General features: G+C 59.8%; 15 protein-coding genes. 10 read left to right on the top strand and 5 right to left on the bottom strand.

Features of this window, described 5'->3' with window-relative positions:
* Positions 1 to 103 precede the first annotated feature (103 nt).
* Positions 104 to 1,771 carry a SulP family inorganic anion transporter gene (locus tag DBR44_RS07695; RefSeq protein ID WP_124643509.1) on the bottom strand — a complete coding sequence of 556 codons (1,668 nt, stop codon included), beginning with the start codon at positions 1,769 to 1,771 and terminating at the stop codon, positions 104 to 106.
* A gap of 216 nt (positions 1,772 to 1,987) precedes the next feature.
* On the opposite strand from DBR44_RS07695, the gene ppk2 reads away from it, so the two are divergent.
* The 5 genes from ppk2 to DBR44_RS07720 all read left to right on the top strand — a co-directional run bounded on the left by ppk2 (position 1,988) and on the right by DBR44_RS07720 (position 7,036).
* On the top strand, positions 1,988 to 3,049 hold the full coding sequence (gene ppk2, locus DBR44_RS07700) for a polyphosphate kinase 2 (RefSeq protein ID WP_124643510.1): 1,062 nt from the start codon (positions 1,988 to 1,990) through the stop codon (positions 3,047 to 3,049).
* A 117-nt stretch (positions 3,050 to 3,166) separates the two neighbouring features.
* A complete protein-coding gene (locus DBR44_RS07705) occupies positions 3,167 to 3,724 on the top strand; it encodes a peptidylprolyl isomerase (RefSeq protein WP_124643511.1) in 558 nt (185 codons plus the stop codon).
* Between the two features lie 82 nt (positions 3,725 to 3,806).
* Positions 3,807 to 4,298, top strand: coding sequence for a peptidylprolyl isomerase (locus tag DBR44_RS07710; RefSeq protein WP_124643512.1), 492 nt, complete (start codon positions 3,807 to 3,809; stop codon positions 4,296 to 4,298).
* Between the two features lie 107 nt (positions 4,299 to 4,405).
* On the top strand, positions 4,406 to 5,128 hold the full coding sequence (locus DBR44_RS07715) for a UDP-2,3-diacylglucosamine diphosphatase (RefSeq protein WP_124643513.1): 723 nt from the start codon (positions 4,406 to 4,408) through the stop codon (positions 5,126 to 5,128).
* A gap of 243 nt (positions 5,129 to 5,371) precedes the next feature.
* Positions 5,372 to 7,036 carry an L-lactate permease gene (locus DBR44_RS07720; protein ID WP_124643514.1) on the top strand — a complete coding sequence of 555 codons (1,665 nt, stop codon included), beginning with the start codon at positions 5,372 to 5,374 and terminating at the stop codon, positions 7,034 to 7,036.
* A 75-nt stretch (positions 7,037 to 7,111) separates the two neighbouring features.
* Here the strand turns inward: DBR44_RS07720 and DBR44_RS07725 are convergent, their stop codons facing one another.
* From DBR44_RS07725 to DBR44_RS07735, 3 genes are read right to left on the bottom strand one after another with little or no spacing between them, the layout of a single operon-like run.
* A complete protein-coding gene (locus DBR44_RS07725; protein ID WP_124643515.1) occupies positions 7,112 to 8,572 on the bottom strand; it encodes a YdiU family protein in 1,461 nt (486 codons plus the stop codon).
* 46 nt (positions 8,573 to 8,618) lie between these two features.
* The gene (locus DBR44_RS07730) at positions 8,619 to 9,086 is read right to left on the bottom strand and encodes a hypothetical protein (protein ID WP_124643516.1); all 468 of its coding nucleotides are present in this window, start codon (positions 9,084 to 9,086) and stop codon (positions 8,619 to 8,621) included.
* Between the two features lie 26 nt (positions 9,087 to 9,112).
* Positions 9,113 to 10,009 (bottom strand): LysR family transcriptional regulator, encoded by an 897-nt coding sequence (locus DBR44_RS07735; protein ID WP_103522885.1) that lies wholly within the window; start codon positions 10,007 to 10,009, stop codon positions 9,113 to 9,115.
* Positions 10,010 to 10,324: 315 nt separating this feature from the next.
* On the opposite strand from DBR44_RS07735, the gene DBR44_RS07740 reads away from it, so the two are divergent.
* The 3 genes from DBR44_RS07740 to acs all read left to right on the top strand — a co-directional run bounded on the left by DBR44_RS07740 (position 10,325) and on the right by acs (position 14,345).
* A complete protein-coding gene (locus tag DBR44_RS07740; protein WP_124643517.1) occupies positions 10,325 to 10,636 on the top strand; it encodes a DUF485 domain-containing protein in 312 nt (103 codons plus the stop codon).
* Positions 10,633 to 12,312, top strand: coding sequence for a cation acetate symporter (locus DBR44_RS07745; protein ID WP_124643518.1), 1,680 nt, complete (start codon positions 10,633 to 10,635; stop codon positions 12,310 to 12,312). The genes DBR44_RS07740 and DBR44_RS07745 overlap by 4 nt, the downstream gene beginning before the upstream one ends.
* A 68-nt stretch (positions 12,313 to 12,380) precedes the next feature.
* Entirely contained in the window at positions 12,381 to 14,345 is a 1,965-nt protein-coding gene (gene acs, locus DBR44_RS07750) for an acetate--CoA ligase (RefSeq protein WP_124643519.1), read from the top strand.
* A 116-nt stretch (positions 14,346 to 14,461) separates the two neighbouring features.
* On the opposite strand, the gene DBR44_RS07755 is transcribed toward acs, so the two are convergent.
* Positions 14,462 to 15,379, bottom strand: coding sequence for a bestrophin family protein (locus DBR44_RS07755; RefSeq protein WP_124643520.1), 918 nt, complete (start codon positions 15,377 to 15,379; stop codon positions 14,462 to 14,464).
* Positions 15,380 to 15,506: 127 nt separating this feature from the next.
* Here DBR44_RS07755 and DBR44_RS07760 point away from each other — a divergent pair, with 127 nt between their 5' ends.
* Together DBR44_RS07760 and DBR44_RS07765 are read left to right on the top strand one after the other, a co-directional pair.
* Positions 15,507 to 16,250, top strand: a complete 744-nt coding sequence (locus tag DBR44_RS07760; RefSeq protein WP_158613574.1) for an ABC transporter substrate-binding protein — start codon at positions 15,507 to 15,509, stop codon at positions 16,248 to 16,250.
* Between the two features lie 125 nt (positions 16,251 to 16,375).
* Positions 16,376 to 18,220, top strand: a complete 1,845-nt coding sequence (locus DBR44_RS07765) for a DUF294 nucleotidyltransferase-like domain-containing protein (protein ID WP_124643522.1) — start codon at positions 16,376 to 16,378, stop codon at positions 18,218 to 18,220.
* The last annotated feature ends 24 nt before the right edge of the window (positions 18,221 to 18,244 follow it).

The raw sequence follows: 18,244 nt of genomic DNA on the forward strand, positions 1-18,244 counted from the left end.
GCGTTGTCGGATTTGCGCTTGGGGCCACCAAGCGCTGCACCCTCCGCCTTGCATTGACAACCTTTCAGGGCCTGCGCCGCAGAAAACATCGTGTTAACAGGCCCTAACCCCACACCACGCCACTGGTCAGCAGCTGCTCGGCACGCAGCAGTGCTGCGGCCAGATCCGGCTGCAGATTGTCGCTACCCAGGTCATCAGCCAGCCGCGAACCCTTGAGCATGGCCAGCACTTCATCCGCCGCGCCACATAGAATCAGCGTCTTGCCCTGCGCCCTGAGCTTGTCGTTCAGACTGTCCAGTGCCAGTAGACCGGTGGTGTCCAGCAGCACCAGCCGGTGCAATTGCAGAATGATGACCCGCGCCTGCTCGGCCTGCTGGTGGATGATTTCCACGCTGTCCGCCGCGCCAAAGAACAGGGCCCCTTCAACACGAAAGGCCGCACAGCCATCCGGCACATGCTTGCCGGCAATGGTGTGGCGCTCGAACAGCTGGGCGTATTCCGGCAACAGCCGGTTAACCGAAGTATGGCTGGCCATGCTGCGAATGAAGAACACCGCCGCCATCAGCAGGCCGATCTGCACCGCCACCGTCAGGTCGAACACCACGGTCAGTACAAAGGTAACCACCAGCACAGCCGTGTCGCGCTTGGGGAACTGGAAAGCCTTGCGGATATCCCAGTCGCCCATTTTCAGCGCCACTGAAATCAGGATGGCCGCCAGCACCGCCAGCGGGATGCTGGCGGCCAAGGGCGCGGCCACCAGCAGAATCAGCAACAGCAACAGCGCATGCACCATGGCGGCCACCGGCGTTTTACCGCCATTGCTGATATTGGTGGCGGTGCGCGCCACCGCCCCGGTGGCCGGAATGCCACCAAAGAAAGGCGCCACCATATTGGCGATGCCCTGGCCAATCAGCTCCTGATTGGAATCGTGCTTGTCCGCCGTCATGCTATCGGCCACCACCGCGCACAGCAGCGATTCGATGGCACCCAGCAGGGCAATGGTAAAAGCCGGAGCCAACAGGTCGGACAGATGGGTCGGGTCCAGATCCAGCCCGCCAAAACTGGGTAGCCCCTGCGGGATGCCGCCAAACTTGCTGCCCAGCGTCGCCACCGGCAGCCCGAATAGCGCGGTGATCAGAGTCGCCAGCACCAGTGCCACAAAAGGTGCCGGCAATACGCGGTTAAGCCGCTTCGGCCAGAACAGGATAAGCAGCAGACTGGCCGCTGACAGCAGCAAGGTGGGCCAGTGGAAATTGCCCAGTTGCTCACGCAACACCTGCATCACCGCAAAGAAACCGGCCGGCATTTTATCCACCGGCAGGCCAAAGAAATCCTTCAATTGGGTCAGGAAAATCAGCACGGCGATGCCATTGGTAAAGCCGGTAATCAGCGGTAGCGGGAAAAAGCGGATCACCTGCCCCAGCCGGAATAGCCCCATCAACACCAGCATCACCCCCGACATGAAGGTGCAGATCAGCAGATTGGCCACTCCATACTTGGCCACGATGCCATAGATGATCACGATGAAGGCCCCGGTCGGCCCGGTCACCGACAGACGGCTGCCGCCCAGCGCCGCCGCCAGGAAACCGGCAATCACGGCGGTAAAGATGCCGGCCTGCGGCGTCACTCCGCTGGCCATGGCAAAGGCCATCGCCAGTGGCAATGCGACAATGCCCACGGTGAGACCCGCCATGACGTCATCGCGCAGCAGATTGCGATTGTAGTGTTGCAGGGTATCGAGGACGCGGGGACGGAAACCCAGACTGAACATGGCGACAGCTTTCTATTGTTGTGAATGGCCGGCAGGCTCTGGCACACCGGCAGCAGGGTTATCTTGTCATCATCGACGCCAGCGCCTTGCCACGCAAGGGATGCACGACTTCATGTCGCATTCCGGCTGCGGCGCGGGCCATGGCGGAGGCATATCGACACCCTAATTCAACAGGCGTAGGATGATTTCATGACCACTTCAGCATGAGGGAAAACCATGACACAAGACAAAAATACCGACCCCACCACCCCCGCTGTCAACCCGGAAGCTCCCGCTGCCGCCCCCGCAGCCGCTGCCAGCAACACCCCGGCCCCGGCCCGCAAACCCGCTCGTAGCGGCAGCAGCCGTCAAAGCAATGTCAAACGCGTACATCAGGAATCGATCAAGGCCATCGAAACCATCAGCCAGGAGCCGGTCGCCCTGCAAGTAGCCGAAGCACCGCACGGCACCAGCGAAGACAGCACCACGGCCGAACTGCCTGCCAGTTACCCCTACCGCACCCGCCTGCGGCGCACCGAATACGAAAAAATCAAGCTTGAGCTACAAATCGAGCTGCTGAAAGTGCAGAACTGGGTAAAAGAAACCGGGCAGAAAATCGTCATCTTGTTTGAAGGCCGCGATGCCGCCGGCAAGGGTGGCACTATCAAGCGCTATATGGAACACCTCAACCCGCGCGGTGCCCGCGTGGTAGCCCTGGAGAAACCGTCCGAGCGCGAACGCACCCAGTGGTATTTCCAGCGTTATATCGAACATCTGCCGGCTTCCGGCGAAATCGTGTTCTTCGACCGCTCCTGGTATAACCGTGCTGGCGTCGAACGCGTCATGGGCTTTTGCAATCCGGATGAATATCTGGAATTCATGCGCCAGACCCCGCAGCTGGAGCGCATGCTGGTCAACAGCGGCATCCATCTGTTCAAGTTCTGGTTCTCGGTCAGCCGCGAAGAACAGCTGCGCCGCTTCATCTCGCGCCGCGACGATCCGCTCAAGCACTGGAAGCTCTCCCCCATCGACATTCAGTCGCTGGACAAGTGGGACGACTACACCGCTGCCAAACAGGCGATGTTCTTCCATACCAATACCGGCGATGCACCGTGGGTGGTGGTGAAATCGGATGACAAGAAGCGTGCCCGCCTCAATTGCATCCGCCACTTCCTGGCCAGCCTGGACTATCCCGACAAAGACCCACGCGTGGCACACAATGCCGACCCGCTGATTGTCGGCGCACCCAAGCACATGCAGAACGAAGACGAAGACAAGCTGATGCGCTTCGGCGTCTGAGTCCCCGGGCAGAAGCAGCGGCCAGCATGCTGGCCGACTGGTGGAGCCGGTCGCATCCACGGCCGGCTGCTGTGCTAGAATTCGGCATTGTTCCTGCCGATAGCACCCGATACGCCCATGAAAAAACTGCTCTCCAGCCTCGCTCTATGTGCGCTGCCGCTGCTGGCGCAAGCCGCACCGGTCGTGGAAATGACCACCAACAAAGGCGTGATCGAAATCACCCTGGATTCGGCCAAAGCACCCAAGACAGTGGCCAACTTCGTGAGTTATGCCAAAGCCGGTTTCTATAACGGCACGGTATTTCACCGCATCATCGACGGTTTCATGATCCAGGGCGGCGGCTTTGACGGCAAACTGGAACAGAAGAAAACCAACGCACCCATTCCGAATGAAGCTGCCAACGGCCTGAAAAACACCATCGGCAGCATTGCCATGGCCCGCACCGCCGATCCGAACTCGGCCACCGCACAGTTTTTCATCAATGTGGCCAACAACGAATTCCTTGACTACAAGAACCCGACACCGCAAGGCATCGGCTATGCCGTGTTCGGCAAGGTAAGCAAGGGAATGGACGTGGTCAATCGCATTGCCAAAACCCACACCGGCAACATGAAAGGCATGGACGACGTGCCGTTCGAGCCCATCGTGATTCAGAAGGTGGTAGTCAAACCCTGACCCGCCACCAGTCGGTCCGACAGGTACGGACCGCACACCACCACATCAGCAAGCATTCGCTTCAGACACAAGGATGACCCTCATGATCAAACTGACCACCAATTTTGGCGAAATCGTGCTGGAACTGTTCAGCGACAAGGCTCCGGTTACCGCAGCCAACTTTGAAGAATACGTAAAGAGCGGTCACTACGATGGCACCATCTTCCATCGCGTCATCAACGGTTTCATGATTCAGGGCGGCGGTTTTGATGCCGACATGAAGCAGAAAGACACCCGCGATCCGATCAAGAACGAAGCCAACAACGGTATCTCCAACAAGACCTACACCGTTGCCATGGCCCGTACCATGGACCCGCACTCCGCTTCGGCACAGTTCTTCATCAACGTGTCCGACAACGACTTCCTCGACTTCAAGTCCGAAACCACCCAGGGTTGGGGCTATGCAGTGTTCGGTCAGGTAGTGGAAGGTAAGGACGTGGTTGACCGTATCAAGACCGTACGCACCGGTCGCAGCGGTGGCCATCAGGACGTACCGGCAGAAGCCGTCGTGCTGGAAAAAGCCGAGATCATCTGATCCGCCGGTCCGGCTCCAGGGCCGGGCTTTGCCACACCAGCCAGCAGCCGTCAGGCAGCTGGCTTTGCTTTACCCACCTGCCCTTCATTTGCCGCTGCCGACCTACTATGAGCCATCACTTCATCTCCGACCTGCACCTGAGCGAAGACTGCCCTGCACTGTGTCAGCTGTTTGTAGAGTCCTTGCAGCAATGGCAAGGGCAGATCGACAGCCTGTTCATTCTGGGTGACCTGTTCGAATACTGGGTGGGCGATGATGATCGCAGCGCGTTCTTGCAGCCATTACTGGCGGCGATGAAGCAGTTCTCGCAGCACACTCCGCTGTATGTGATGCGCGGCAATCGCGATTTTCTGCTGGGAGACGGTTTTACCCATCGCAGTGGCGCGCAATTGCTGGCCGACCCCTATCTGTTCAACGCCTATGGCCGCCCCTATCTGCTCAGCCATGGCGATGCCCTGTGTACTGCCGATACCGCCTATCAGCAATTCCGCGCCATGAGCCGCAATCCGGCCTGGCAAGCCGCCATGCTGGCCAGGCCGCTGGCCGAGCGCCACGCCATCGCCGCACAGGCCCGCATGCAGAGTGAAGCGGCCAAGCAGCAACAAGGTCTGAGCGCCATTACCGACGTAACCGACAGTGCCGTGCTGGAACTGCTGACACAGCATGACTGGCCCACGCTGATTCACGGCCATACCCACCGCCCGGCCACCCACACGCACCAGCAAGGCAGCCACCAGGCCGAACGCTGGGTCATCCGCGACTGGCACGGTGCACAAGGGGGCTATCTGCGCCTGGATGCGTCCGGTCTCACGGCACTGCCGCTGGGCTAAGGCCCCACCAGCAACACGCTGCAAGCATTGCTGCAACAAGCCTCACCCATCCAGCATTTCTCCCCAGCCCACGCCTCCTCCAAGGGTAAACCCGCAAGGGCAAGCCCTAAATGACGATGGGCGGCGCAATCACTACAGTTGCGCCATCCGCCACCAGCACAAAAACAGGCGGAACGCTCGATAACGGGTCCGTCACACGACGCGCAGCCCGATCAACGCCAACAATCATTGGAGAGAATCATTATGTGGTCCCACGTCTACGACCCACTGGGCAACCCGTGGCTGTCTACGCTGTGCGCAGCGTTGCCGATCATCGTGCTGCTGGGCGCGCTCGGCATTTTCCATATCAAGGCACACATTGCTGCCGTGATGGGTTTGATCACCTCGCTCGTCGTCGCCATCGGCATCTTCGGCATGCCGGGCAGCATGGCGCTTAGCGCCACCCTGATGGGCGCTGCCAATGGCCTGCTGCCGATTGGCTGGATCATTCTCAACGTGATCTTCCTGTACCAGTTGACCGAGCGCAAAGGCCAGTTCGCCATCCTGCGCGAGAGCATTACCGGCGTCACGCAAGACCGTCGCCTGCAACTGCTGCTGATCGCCTTCTGCTTTGGTGCCTTCTTCGAAGGTGCTGGCGGCTTCGGTACCCCGGTTGCAGTCACCGGCGCCATGTTGATCGGCCTGGGCTTCTCGCCGCTGGCCGCATCCGGCCTGTCGCTGATCGCCAATACCGCTCCGGTCGCCTATGGCGCGCTGGGTACGCCGATCACCACCCTGGCCAAGGTAACGGGCATCGACGTGATGCTGATTTCGTCCATGGTCGGCCGTCAGATGACCATCTTCGCCATCATCGTGCCGTTCTGGCTGCTGATTGCCTTCTGTGGCTGGAAAAACACCATGCGCATCTGGCCTGCCGTACTGGTGGCCGGTCTGTCTTTCGCCGTTCCGCAACTGCTTGTGTCCAACCTCATGGGCCCGGAACTGGTAGCCGTTATCGCCTCGGTCTGCTCCATCGCAGCACTGGTGTTCTTCCTCAAGGTATGGCACCCGAAAGAGGTTTACACCTCTACCGCCGGCACCATGGCTGGCGCTGCGGCAGAAGCCGCCGGCAACACCGGCCTGCAGCCCAAGCATGGCTACAGCACCGGTGATGTAATCCGCGCCTGGCTGCCCTGGCTCATCCTGTCGGTACTGGTGTTCGCCTGGGGCTCGCCTAGCGTGAAAAAACTGCTGGACTCCATTTTCACCCTGGAAATCCAGTGGCCTGGCCTGCACAACCTGGTTCAGAAAATGCCGCCGGTAGTCGCGACACCGCATCTTGAAGCCGCCATCTACAAGCTGAACCTGCTGTCCACCACCGGCACCGGCATTCTGGTAGCCGGCATCCTGTCCGGCCTGATCATGGGCTACCGCCCGAGCGAACTGGTGAAGGTATATGGCCAGACTTTCTGGTCGCTGCGCTACTCGCTGATCACCATCGTGGCCATGCTGGCACTGGGCTACCTCACCCGCTACTCCGGCGTGGACATCACCCTGGGTCTGGCGTTCTCGCACACCGGCGTGCTCTACCCCTTCTTCGGCACCCTGCTGGGCTGGCTGGGCGTTGCACTGACTGGCTCGGACACTGCGGCCAACGTACTGTTTGGCGGCCTGCAAAAAGCCTCTGCCACCCAGCTGGGCCTGTCGCCGGTGCTGATGACCTCCGCCAACTCGGCTGGTGGTGTGATGGGCAAGATGATCGACGCCCAATCCATCGTGGTCGCCTCCACCGCGACCCAGTACTACGGCAAGGAAGGCGTGATCCTGCGCTATGTATTCTTCCATTCGCTGGCACTGGCCTGCCTGGTCGGTCTGGTGGTAACGGCCATGGCCTACCTGCCACCGTTCACCTTGTTGGTACTGCACTAAACGCATGTGTAAGCATTGAAAAAAGCTCCCGTTCGGGAGCTTTTTTCTTTTCTGCCAGAGACAATGCTCTATCGGTCAACTTGAACAGCTGACACTGATTTCCTGTGCCCAGGCCGGGGGCTCTCCGGCGAAAGCCTGGTATTGCGGCTGCTCGTCAAAGGGATGGCTCAGGCAATCATGCAGGCTGGCAATCAGGGCAAAGTCTCCCTGTTGCGCGGCTTGTATCGCCTGCTCGGCCAGGTAATTGCGCAGGATGAATTTGGGGTTAACGGCCAGCATGGCCAGCTTGCGCTCTGCCACAGACCTTGCTTCCAACTGCAGGCGCGCAGCGTAGCGTGCGGCCCATTCATCAAAAAGGCTGCGATCCACAAACAAATCCCGCAAAGCGTGGTTATCTGCGGCAATCTCAAAGTCCGCCAGCCTGCGGAAAAACAGGGTGTAATCCGTATGGTGCGCATGCATAGCCAGCAGCAGTGCTTCGATCAAGGCCTCATCGTCGTCTGTGGATTCAGCCAAACCCAGCTTGGCACGCATCAGGCTCAGCCAGTGCTGATGGTATTGCTCCCGGTAACCCGACAGCAGGGCCAACAGCGTGTCCTCGTCGACCAGCGGCAAGAAGGCAGATGCCAGACAATGCAGGTTCCACAGACCTACTTGCGGTTGCTGGTTGTAGGCATAACGCCCGGCATGATCACTGTGGTTGCACACATGTGCGGCATTGAAACCGTCCATGAAACCAAAAGGGCCGTAGTCCAGCGTCAGTCCCAGAATGGACATATTGTCGGTATTCATAACGCCATGACAGAAGCCGACAGCCTGCCAGTGAGCAATCAACTGCGCCGTTCTGGCGACAATATCGGCAAAAAGTGCCGCATAGGGCTGCTCTTCGTCGGCGCAGTGCGGAAAATGGTGGCGTATGACAAAGTCGGCCAACAGCCGGATTTCATCATGTTGTCCACGGTGGTAAAACACTTCAAAACTGCCAAAGCGGATGAAGCTTTCTGCCAGACGCGTCAACACTGCTGCGGTTTCCGGGCGCTCGCGATAAACCGGGTCGGGCGAGCCGGTCATGGCGAGGGCGCGCGTGGTGGGAATGCCCAGTCCGTGCATGGCTTCACTACACAGATATTCGCGAATGGTGGAGCGCAGCACGGCACGGCCATCGCCCATGCGCGAGAACGGGGTCAAACCGGCTCCCTTGAGTTGCCACTCCCAACGCCGTCCTGCGGTATCAACGGTATCGCCCAACGACAAGGCACGACCATCACCAAGCTGGGGAACATACACACCGAACTGGTGACCGGCGTACAGTGCTGCAAGTGCAGGCACACCCGGGACAAACTGGTTGCCGGACAGCAAGGCAAGCCCGGCGGGCTGGGACAGCTCACTGCTTGTCACACCCAATGTCTCGCACAAGCGGGCATTGCCGGCCACAAGATAGGGTTCACTCAGCGGCTGGGACTGGATGTGCCGGTAGAAGACAGGCGGCAGCTCCAGCAAGCGTTGACCAAAGGTCAGAGAAGAAAATGGGCTCATTGCCCGATTCTAGTCGGGTGTCCGGCAGATAAACACCAGCGGATGATCAGGGTTTTTGTTGCTTCCACACCCGGCGCATATCGCGGGCGGCGTTGAGCGAGGCCGATGAAAAACTGGTAGCGGCAAAATGTCCGACCTGTCGGCTCATCTTGCTGACAGCACTGCCGGAACTCTGCCCCAGTTGCAGGGCCTGCTTCATCACGGCGTAGGAAGGGTGCTGGCCGGATTGCTCCAGCTGCCGCAGCAGGTGCTTGTGCATCTCATTGAGTGATTTTTCCGTGGCCAGCATCAGGTCGCGCTGGTTGTCCGCCTGAGCCTGCAACAGCGATACCCCACTGAGCAGGCTGCCATCGATGCGGTTTTGCACCTCGCCCTCGGCCAGGGGATAGGCTGGCAGCCAGGCGGCGGTCCAGCTCAGACAGGCATCCTGCTGGGCGTCCAGCAGGCGGCGCTGACTCAGCTCCATGGCACTCAGGTAGCGCTGAAAAGCGCTGGCAAACCACTCGTAAGCCATGGATATTCCTCGTCGGTCGCTGCGGGTTAGTGTGCTACATCCGGGCTGAGCGCCCAGACACGGATCAATTCCTGCAGCAAAGCCTCCAGAATCGGATCGCCCACCCGGTCGGACGGATAGACAAACTGCAGCTCGGCCAGTTTGCGCACAGCCGGCACAACCGTCAATCGTCCGGCGGCTTCCCACTCCAGCGCCTCCTCCTCACGTGCCAGTGCCACGCCCACGCCGCAGGCCACCAGTTCCAGCACAGCGGCCAGATTGTCGCTTTCTGTCACCTTCTTCGGCGAAATATTCAGTTCGCGCCAGAGTTCGGCGGTAATTTTCGACAAACTGGAAAATTGCGACAACCCAACCCAGGGCAGGCGCCCCAGCTCCTTGGTGTTGTTCAGATCAATGCGATTTTTCCAGCCATTGGGCAGCACGATGCGGAAAGGCAGATTGGTGAGCAGCACGGTATTGACGTTGACATAGGGGTTTTTCCCCAGATAAAAGCCGGCGTCCAGCTCCTTCTTGCGCACCAGGTTGAGCACTTCGCCGGTTACTCCGTGTTGCAGCCGCAGGTCCAGCAGCGGATATTTTTCCACCAGCGCAGCCACCCACTCGCCGGCTTTCAGGGTGGCCGGCGTCAAGGTCAGCCCAATCAGCGCCTTGCCTCCGGTCTGCCCTTTCAAGCCTTTGGCGTGATTGATGATTTCACGTGCCGACGCCAGGATGGACTGTGCCTGTGGCAGCAATTCCTGCCCGGCACGCGTCATGGTGACGCCACCAGCAGTGCGTTCGAACAAGGGCATGCCCACTTCTTCTTCCAGCGCCTTGATCTGTGCCGTGACTGCCGGCTGGGATAAATGCAGCAATTCTGCTGCCTGTGTCAGATGGCCCTGCTGGGCCACGGTGACAAAGGTCCTTAACTGATAGATTTCCATGTACGACCTGTTCTCTCTGCCTGTAGCAAGGTGACTACATTTTCCTGTTTTCCGGATCTTGTCTTTGCCAACATTTTGGCGTCATTACGGTATTTACCACAAGAATTTCACGGTATTTTTGCAAAAAAAACCGCACCATCCACATGGTGAATGGAGTAAAAATACCACCGCAACCGTATGATTAATATAATTTTTTGCAATGCAACATCCGTCTGACAAATTTTATTAATCAAAAAAAGCGATTAGCAGGAGCAGCCTGTCGTCCCTTATGTTTCGAACAGCGGTCAGACGATCGTTACGACAAAGGAGGATGCAATGAACGAGGACGTACTCAAGAAAGTACAGTCCAACCCGAAGTTCAAAGAGCTTGTTCAAAAGAAGACAAGCCTGGGTTGGCAGCTCAGCATCGCAATGCTGGTCATTTACTATGGCTTCATTATGATTCTGGCATTTTCACCGTCTACGCTGGGCGCACCGCTGGCTCCCGGCATGACCATGACTGTAGGCATCCCGGTCGGGATTCTGATCATTCTCTCCGCCTTCGTGCTGACCGGCCTGTACGTGCGCAAAGCCAATGGCGAGTTTGACCAGCTCAACCGCGAGATCGTCGAGGAGGCACAAAAATGAAAAAATGCACTGGCTCTCTCGCTCTGGCAGCATTGTCGCTTTTCCCGGTACTCGCCTTTGCTTCCGGCGCCATCGAAGGTGATGTGAAGCAACAGGCAACCAACTGGCACGCCATCATCATGTTCGTGGTATTCGTAGCCTTCACCATGGGCATCACCTATTGGGCAGCCCGTCGCACCCGCTCCGCCTCGGACTTCTACACGGCCGGTGGCGGCATCAGCGGTTTCCAGAATGGACTGGCCATTGCCGGTGACTACATGTCGGCAGCGTCCTTTCTGGGTATTTCCGCCATGGTGTTCGACAAGGGCTACGATGGCCTGATCTACTCCATGGGCTTTCTGGTGGGCTGGCCGGTCATTCTGTTCCTGGTAGCAGAACGCCTGCGCAACCTGGGCAAATACACCTTTGCCGACGTGGCCTCCTACCGCCTGCAACAAACACCGGTACGCATGTTTGCCGCCACCTCCACCCTGGTCGTGGTCGCCATGTACCTGATCGCGCAAATGGTGGGTGCCGGCAAGCTGATCCAGCTGCTGTTCGGCCTGAACTACTCCTCTGCCGTGGTCATGGTAGGCATCCTGATGGTGTGCTACGTGCTGTTTGGCGGCATGCTGGCTACCACCTGGGTACAGATCATCAAGGCCGTACTGCTGCTGTGTGGTGCGTCGTTCATGGCCTTCATGGTGCTGTCCACCGTAGGCTTCAGCCCTGAGCTGATGTTCGAGAAAGCAGTCGCCGCACACGCCAAGCACGCCGCCATCATGGCACCGGGCAAAACCGACCCGATTGATGCTATTTCCTTGGGTATGGCGCTGATGTTTGGTACTGCAGGCCTGCCGCACATCCTGATGCGCTTCTTCACCGTGTCTGATGCCAAGGAAGCCCGCAAGTCGGTGTTCTACGCAACCGGCTTCATTGGCTACTTCTACATCCTGACCTTCATCATCGGCTTTGGCGCAATCATGCTGGTACTGAACCAGCCGGGCATGATGGAAACCATCACCAAGGATGGCAAGCAGATCACCCAGCTGGTTGGCGGTAGCAATATGGCTGCCATTCACCTGGCCAATGCCGTTGGCGGTGACATGTTCCTCGGCTTCATCTCTGCCGTGGCCTTCGCCACCATCCTGGCCGTTGTGGCAGGTCTGGCCCTCTCCGGTGCCTCTGCTGTCTCGCACGACCTGTACGCCTCCGTCATCATGAAGGGCAAGGCCAACGAGGCTGACGAAATCCGCGTATCCAAGATCACCACCGTGGCACTGGGTGTCATCGCCATCGTGCTGGGCCTGGTGTTCGAGAAGCAAAACATCGCCTTCATGGTGGGTCTGGCCTTCTCCATCGCGGCTTCCGCCAACTTCCCGGTCTTGTTCCTGTCGATGTTCTGGAAGGGCCTGACGACCCGTGGCGCGGTGATTGGCGGCTTCATTGGCCTGGCTACTGCCGTGGTACTGATCGTCCTCGGACCGGCAGTATGGGTTGATGTGATGAAGCACAAGGCTGCCCTGTTCCCGTACAAGAACCCGGCCATCTTCTCCATCACCCTGGCTTTCGTCAGCACCTGGCTGTTCTCGGTAACTGACAAATCCAAATCGGCTGCAGAAGAAAAAGCCAAGTTCGATGCGCAGTTTGTCCGCTCCATGACCGGTATCGGCGCAACCGGCGCTTCCAAGCACTAATCGTTTCACCTGGGGCCGCATCCTGCGGGATGCGGCTACAGCACTACAAGACTTACAAGGAGAAGGTAATGTCCACTCTCGAATCCATTCTGAAGGAAACCCGTAGTTTTCCGCCGTCCGACGACTTCCGCCACAAGGCGACCGTGTCGGGCATGGAGGCCTACAACGCACTGTGCGAGCAGGCCGACGACAGCTACCTGTCCTTCTGGGGTGATCTGGCCCGCGAGCTGATTACCTGGAAAAAACCGTTTTCCCGGGTTCTGGATGACAGCAATGCCCCCTTCTTCAAGTGGTTTGACGATGGTGTGCTGAACGTTTCCTATAACTGCCTCGACCGTCACCTGCCGCTGAATGCCAACAAGATCGCCCTGATCTTTGAAGCAGATGATGGCGAAGTCACCCGTGTTACCTATTCCGAACTGCACCGCCGTGTCTGCCAGTTTGCCAATGGCCTGAAGAGCCTGGGCATTGCCAAGGGCGACCGTGTAGTCATCTATATGCCGATGGTGATTGAAGCCATCGTTGCCATGCAGGCTTGTGCCCGTATCGGTGCCATTCACTCGGTGGTATTCGGCGGTTTCTCTGCCGGTGCCGTACGTGACCGTGTTCAGGACGCCGGAGCCAAGCTGGTGATTACCGCCAATGAAGGCCTGCGTGGTGGCAAGACCGTTCCCCTGAAGGCCACCGTTGACGAAGCAATGGCACTGGAAGGCTGCGAATCGGTACAGAACGTAGTGGTTTACCAGCGCACCAATGGCGGCGCACAGTGGACCGAAGGCCGCGATATCTGGTGGCACAAGCTGGTGGAAGGCCAGGCCGAAGCCTGCGAACCGGAATGGATGCTGGCGGACGATCCGCTGTTCATTCTGTACACCTCCGGCTCCACCGGCAAACCGAAGGGTATCCAGCACAGCAGCGCCGGCTATCTGCTGGGTGCCATCAACAGCTTCCGCTGGGCTTTCGACTACAAACCGAATGATGTGTACTGGTGCACGGCCGATGTGGGCTGGATCACCGGTCACTCCTATATCTGCTACGGCCCGCTGGGCATCGGTGCCACCCAGGTGGTATTCGAAGGGGTGCCGACCTACCCGGATGCCGGTCGTTTCTGGCGCATGATCGAGCAGCACAAGGTCAGCATCTTCTATACCGCCCCTACAGCCATCCGTTCGCTGATCAAGCTGGGCAACGACCTGCCCAAGCAATACGACCTGTCCAGCCTGCGCCTTCTGGGCACGGTGGGCGAGCCGATCAACCCGGAAGCCTGGATGTGGTATTACGAAGTGGTCGGTGGTGGCCGCTGCCCTATCGTGGATACCTGGTGGCAGACCGAAACCGGTTCGGCCATGATTGCGCCGATTCCGGGTGCGGTACCGACCAAACCGGGCTCTTGCACCCTGCCGCTGCCGGGCATCGTTGCCGACATCGTGGACGAATCCGGTGCCCAGGTGGAACCGGGCCGTGGTGGTTTCCTGGTAATCAAGAAGCCTTTCCCATCCCTGGTGCGCACCATCTGGAACGACCCGGACCGCTTCAAGAAAACCTACTTCCCGGACGAATTCAACGGCCAGTACTACCTGGCGGGTGACTCGGCCAACCGCGACGAAAACGGCTACTTCTGGATCATGGGCCGCATCGACGACGTGCTGAACGTATCCGGCCACCGTCTGGGCACCATGGAAATCGAATCGGCGCTGGTAGCCAATCCGCTGGTGGCTGAAGCCGCCGTGGTTGGCAAGCCGCACGAGGTGAAGGGTGAAGCCGTGGTGGCCTTCGTGGTACTGAAGGGTGCCCGTCCGGAGGGTGATGACGCCAAGAAGATTGCTGCCGAGCTGAAAAACTGGGTTGCCCATGAAATCGGCAAGATCGCCCAGCCGGATGACATCCGCTTTGGCGAAAACCTGCCCAAGACCCGCTCCGGCAAGATCATGCGCCGCCTGCTGCGCTCGATCGCCAAGGGCGAAGAAATCACCCAGGACGTTTCCACACTGGAAAACCCGCAGATTCTCAGCCAACTGCAGAATCCGCTGTAAATCAATTCAGGAGCACACTGACCTTGCGCCCGGTGATTTCACCGGGCTTTTTTTTGTCTGCACGACAGCAGTCAGCTTGTCCTACGCCCCCGGTGCAATACCGGGCGCAATACCGCTCAATACAGATAAATACCCTGCGGCTGCGGCGCCGTGACCGGCATCGGCTGCCCCTGCATCTCGCGCACGGCCAGTTCGATGGTGTGGCACAGCGCGGCCAGCGGCAGATCATTGCCCTCGCGGCCAAATGGTTCTTCCAGCTCCTCGCCAATCACTTCCAGTGCCAGATAGGTATAAGCGATGAACACCGCTATCGGCGGTGTCAGCCAGCCTATGCTGCTGACCAGGCCCAACGGCAACAACAAGCTATAGATGGTGACCGTGCGGTTCAGCAAAACCCGGTAGGTGTAGGGAATGGGCGTGCTGCCGATACGTTCGCAACCACCCAGCACTTCCGACATGGTATTCAGCTTTTGATCGAGCGCCTGCCATTGCCATTCGCTGATGACACCCTCGGCTTGCAGTTGCAGGATCAGCTGGCCCAGCCGACGCAGAATGATGCCCGGCCGGAAGCGCGCGCCATTCACCTCATCCAGCAGATCAGCCGGCAGCAGACGTGGCATGTGATCACACCCCTCCTCTTCGCGCAGCTGTGCCTTCAAGGCATAGGCAAAAGCACAAATCAGGTCCAGCACCTGTGCCACCTGCGGATGCTCAGGCGCGGCAGCCAGCAGCTGACGGGTAATCGAACGGTTCACCACCAGCAGGCCCCCCCACAGCTTGCGAGCCTCCCAGAAGCGCTCGTAGCTGACCGAGTTGCGGAAACCCAGGAAAATCGCCAGCGAGACCCCCAGCAGGGTAAAGGTGGGAATGCTTAATGCCGAATCGCCATGGCTGCTCAGCCACCAATGCCGCGCAGCGGTCGCCAGCAGCGAAATCAGAAAGACAAGCAGCAAGCGTGACAGAATGCGCGGCAACACCGAGCCATTCCACACGAACAGCAAACGAAACCAGGACACTGGAGAGCGGACAATCATGGGCACATATCAATCAGAACCAGAGATCTGGGCATGATAAAACATCACCGTTTTTGTTGCAGTGCAAAATAACAGCATTCCAGCTTGCACCACGCCGGCCATGATCTACAGTGGACTGATGGAATCCATGTCCCCTACCCTGCTGGCCCTGACTCTGGGCCTGCTGTTGCATGTCGGCGCGGCGCAAGCGGTCGCCATCACCATCGCCTGCGAAGACAATCTGCCGCCGTTTTCCAGCGGCCCCAGCGGGCAGGAGCACGGCATCGTGGTAGAGATCATCCGCCAGATCACCAAGGATCTCGGCCTGAGCGATGCCATCCACCTGTTTCCCTGGAGCCGGGTCTATGCCATGGGCCAAAACCAGCCCAACACCCTGGTCTGCGCCATGGCGCGCACGCCGGAACGGGAAAACCTGTTTCAGTGGGTGGGCGAGGTGATTCACTCGCCACCGGTATTACTGATGCTGGCCGACAATCGCCAGCACCTGCCCAATGACGGCCGGCTGGACGACTACCGCCGCTACACCATCGGCGTGCTGCACGGTTCCTACCAGGAAAAATACCTGCTGGCACATGGCTTTACCGCCCTGGAGCCGTTTGCCTCCTATACCCAGGGTTACCAGATGCTGCGCGCCGGGCGGATTGATCTGTGGGCCGCCAATCAGCTGACCGCCTTTTCCACGGTGCGCCAGTTACAGGACGACCCCGGCCGCCTGCTGCAAACCGCCTTTGTGTTCCGCGAGCTGCCACAGGGCATGTCCATGGCCTTCAGCCTCGGCACACCACGCGCCACGGTCGATGCCTTCCGCAAGGCGCTGGACGCCATCAAGCGCGATGGTCGCTATCAGAAGATCCTCAACCAGAACAGTTAGGCTGCTCACGGTGCACTGCGCCTGCTGCAAGCTGCGCGACGGGCGGATTTCCCCAATACCGGCCAGCCACTGCACTCACTATATTAAGGCTGCCATCTCGGCCCAGCCCTCACCGGAGCCTTACCATGCCAACCCCCTTTCCGGCCGACTGGCAGGCCCTGCTCCAGCACGAACCCTTTACCGCCATGACCGCAGACCAGCTCGCACAGCTGGCTGGACAGGCGCGCCGCCAGCACTACCCACGTGGAGCCAGCCTCACCAGCCCGCAAGCCGGCCCCGCCAGCCAGCTGTTCATCGTGCTGGAAGGCCAGGTGCTGGCCGAGGACATCTACAGCGGCCAGGCCTTTGCCCTGCTGGGGCAGGGTGAAATGTTTCCACTGGGTGCCCTGCTGGCGCAGCGGCCGGTCACCAATCACTACCGTGCCGACAGCGACTGCATGGTGCTGCAGCTACCACAAGCTGCCTTTGTGACACTGTGCCAGCAGTCTGCCGCCTTCCAGCTGTTCTGCACCCAGCGGCTGGCCAACCTGCTGTCGCGCGCCCGCCAATTACACCCGGCCGCGCTGGGCGGACAGGGGCTGAGCCTGCACACTCCGCTTGCTGCGGTGATCCAGCGCCCGGCAGTCTGCTGCCGCCCGGAAACCACGCTACGCCCCTTGCTGCAACTGATGCAGCAAGAAGGGGTAGGCTCGGTCGTCATCACCAGCCCCGAGCAGCGCCTGCTGGGCCTGTTCACCCTGCGCGACCTGCTGGACGCCCATCTGGCCGGCCACGGTGACGACACCCCGGTACAGCAACTGATGCGCCAGCCCGCCTGCCTGCTGCCGCCCAGCGCCCTGGCCAGCGAAGCCATGCTGGCCCTGGCCCAGAGCGGCGAACGCCATGTCATGGTATGTGAAGGCATGACGCTGGTAGGCATCGTGTCCGAGCACGATCTATACCGCCTGTCGCGGCTGGACATGAAGGAAATGCTGCAACGCCTGAGCCGCTGCGACAGCACGGCGGCCCTGTCCGGCGTGGCAGCCACCTTCCGTCGTCAGGTACTGGCATTGTTTCAGCAGGGCATGGATGCCAATGCCACCACCCGTCTGCTCAGCCTGTTCAATGACCAGTTGCTGACCCGGCTATGCCAGCTGCACCTGAGCGGAGCCGGGCTGGAGGAAGTGGAAATCTGCTGGCTGCAACTGGGCAGCAGCGGTCGCCAGGAAAACACCCTGACCTCGGATCAGGACAGCGCACTGGTTTTCCGCTGCAACGATGCCTTGCGCCAGCAACAACTGGCCCAACACCTGCCGGCCATCGCCCAGCGTATCGGCTCGGCCCTCAGCGCCTGCGGCATTCCGCTGTGCCGCAACGGATTGATGGCTGGCAACCCCAGTCATTGCCTGTCCTACGCCGACTGGAGCGACACGGTGATTCAGCAGTTGCAAAGTGCACCGCAGGATGCCGGGCATATCGGCCTGTATCTGGACCTGCGCCCGGCCTGGGGCCAGCACAAGCTGGGGCTGGAGTTGGCCGGACAATTACGCCAGGCGGCCAGTCAGCCAGCGGTACTGAGTGCACTCAGCCGCAGCGCCCGCCGCTATCAGCCGCCACTGGGCTGGAGTGGACGCCTGCAAACCGACCAGGATGAACAACTGGACCTGAAAGCCGCCGTCGACTTCTTCGTCGACGCCGCCCGCATTCTGGCCTTGCACGCCGGCTCGGCCGCCAGCCGTACCAGCGAACGCTTTGCTGCCGCCGCCAGTTTGCCCGGTCTGTCCACCAGCGCCTGCCAGTCTTTTGCCGACAGTGCGCAATTCCTGCAAGAGCTGCGGCTGCGCCACCAACTGGCCTGCCAGGAGGCGGCAGCGCGGCTGGACAATATGATCCGTCCGGCCGAACTGGGTGCACTGGATGCACGCATCCTGAAAGAAACCCTGCGTCAGGCACGCAAGCTGCAAGCCTGGCTGGCCCAATATATTCCTTAAGCCATCAGGCAGCGCCGCCCCGCC

This window comes from Aquitalea sp. FJL05, assembly GCF_003852595.1.
GTDB classification, from domain to species: Bacteria; Pseudomonadota; Gammaproteobacteria; order Burkholderiales; family Chromobacteriaceae; genus Aquitalea; species Aquitalea aquatilis.

What these genes read in the sequence shown, in the direction of transcription:
- DBR44_RS07695 (WP_124643509.1), bottom strand. Translation starts at nt 1,771, where the DNA reads ATGTTCAGTCTGGGTTTCCGTCCCCGCGTCCTCGATACCCTGCAACAC.
- ppk2 (WP_124643510.1), top strand. Translation starts at nt 1,988, where the DNA reads ATGACACAAGACAAAAATACCGACCCCACCACCCCCGCTGTCAACCCG.
- DBR44_RS07705 (WP_124643511.1), top strand. Translation starts at nt 3,167, where the DNA reads ATGAAAAAACTGCTCTCCAGCCTCGCTCTATGTGCGCTGCCGCTGCTG.
- DBR44_RS07710 (WP_124643512.1), top strand. Translation starts at nt 3,807, where the DNA reads ATGATCAAACTGACCACCAATTTTGGCGAAATCGTGCTGGAACTGTTC.
- DBR44_RS07715 (WP_124643513.1), top strand. Translation starts at nt 4,406, where the DNA reads ATGAGCCATCACTTCATCTCCGACCTGCACCTGAGCGAAGACTGCCCT.
- DBR44_RS07720 (WP_124643514.1), top strand. Translation starts at nt 5,372, where the DNA reads ATGTGGTCCCACGTCTACGACCCACTGGGCAACCCGTGGCTGTCTACG.
- DBR44_RS07725 (WP_124643515.1), bottom strand. Translation starts at nt 8,572, where the DNA reads ATGAGCCCATTTTCTTCTCTGACCTTTGGTCAACGCTTGCTGGAGCTG.
- DBR44_RS07730 (WP_124643516.1), bottom strand. Translation starts at nt 9,086, where the DNA reads ATGGCTTACGAGTGGTTTGCCAGCGCTTTTCAGCGCTACCTGAGTGCC.
- DBR44_RS07735 (WP_103522885.1), bottom strand. Translation starts at nt 10,009, where the DNA reads ATGGAAATCTATCAGTTAAGGACCTTTGTCACCGTGGCCCAGCAGGGC.
- DBR44_RS07740 (WP_124643517.1), top strand. Translation starts at nt 10,325, where the DNA reads ATGAACGAGGACGTACTCAAGAAAGTACAGTCCAACCCGAAGTTCAAA.
- DBR44_RS07745 (WP_124643518.1), top strand. Translation starts at nt 10,633, where the DNA reads ATGAAAAAATGCACTGGCTCTCTCGCTCTGGCAGCATTGTCGCTTTTC.
- acs (WP_124643519.1), top strand. Translation starts at nt 12,381, where the DNA reads ATGTCCACTCTCGAATCCATTCTGAAGGAAACCCGTAGTTTTCCGCCG.
- DBR44_RS07755 (WP_124643520.1), bottom strand. Translation starts at nt 15,379, where the DNA reads ATGATTGTCCGCTCTCCAGTGTCCTGGTTTCGTTTGCTGTTCGTGTGG.
- DBR44_RS07760 (WP_158613574.1), top strand. Translation starts at nt 15,507, where the DNA reads ATGTCCCCTACCCTGCTGGCCCTGACTCTGGGCCTGCTGTTGCATGTC.
- DBR44_RS07765 (WP_124643522.1), top strand. Translation starts at nt 16,376, where the DNA reads ATGCCAACCCCCTTTCCGGCCGACTGGCAGGCCCTGCTCCAGCACGAA.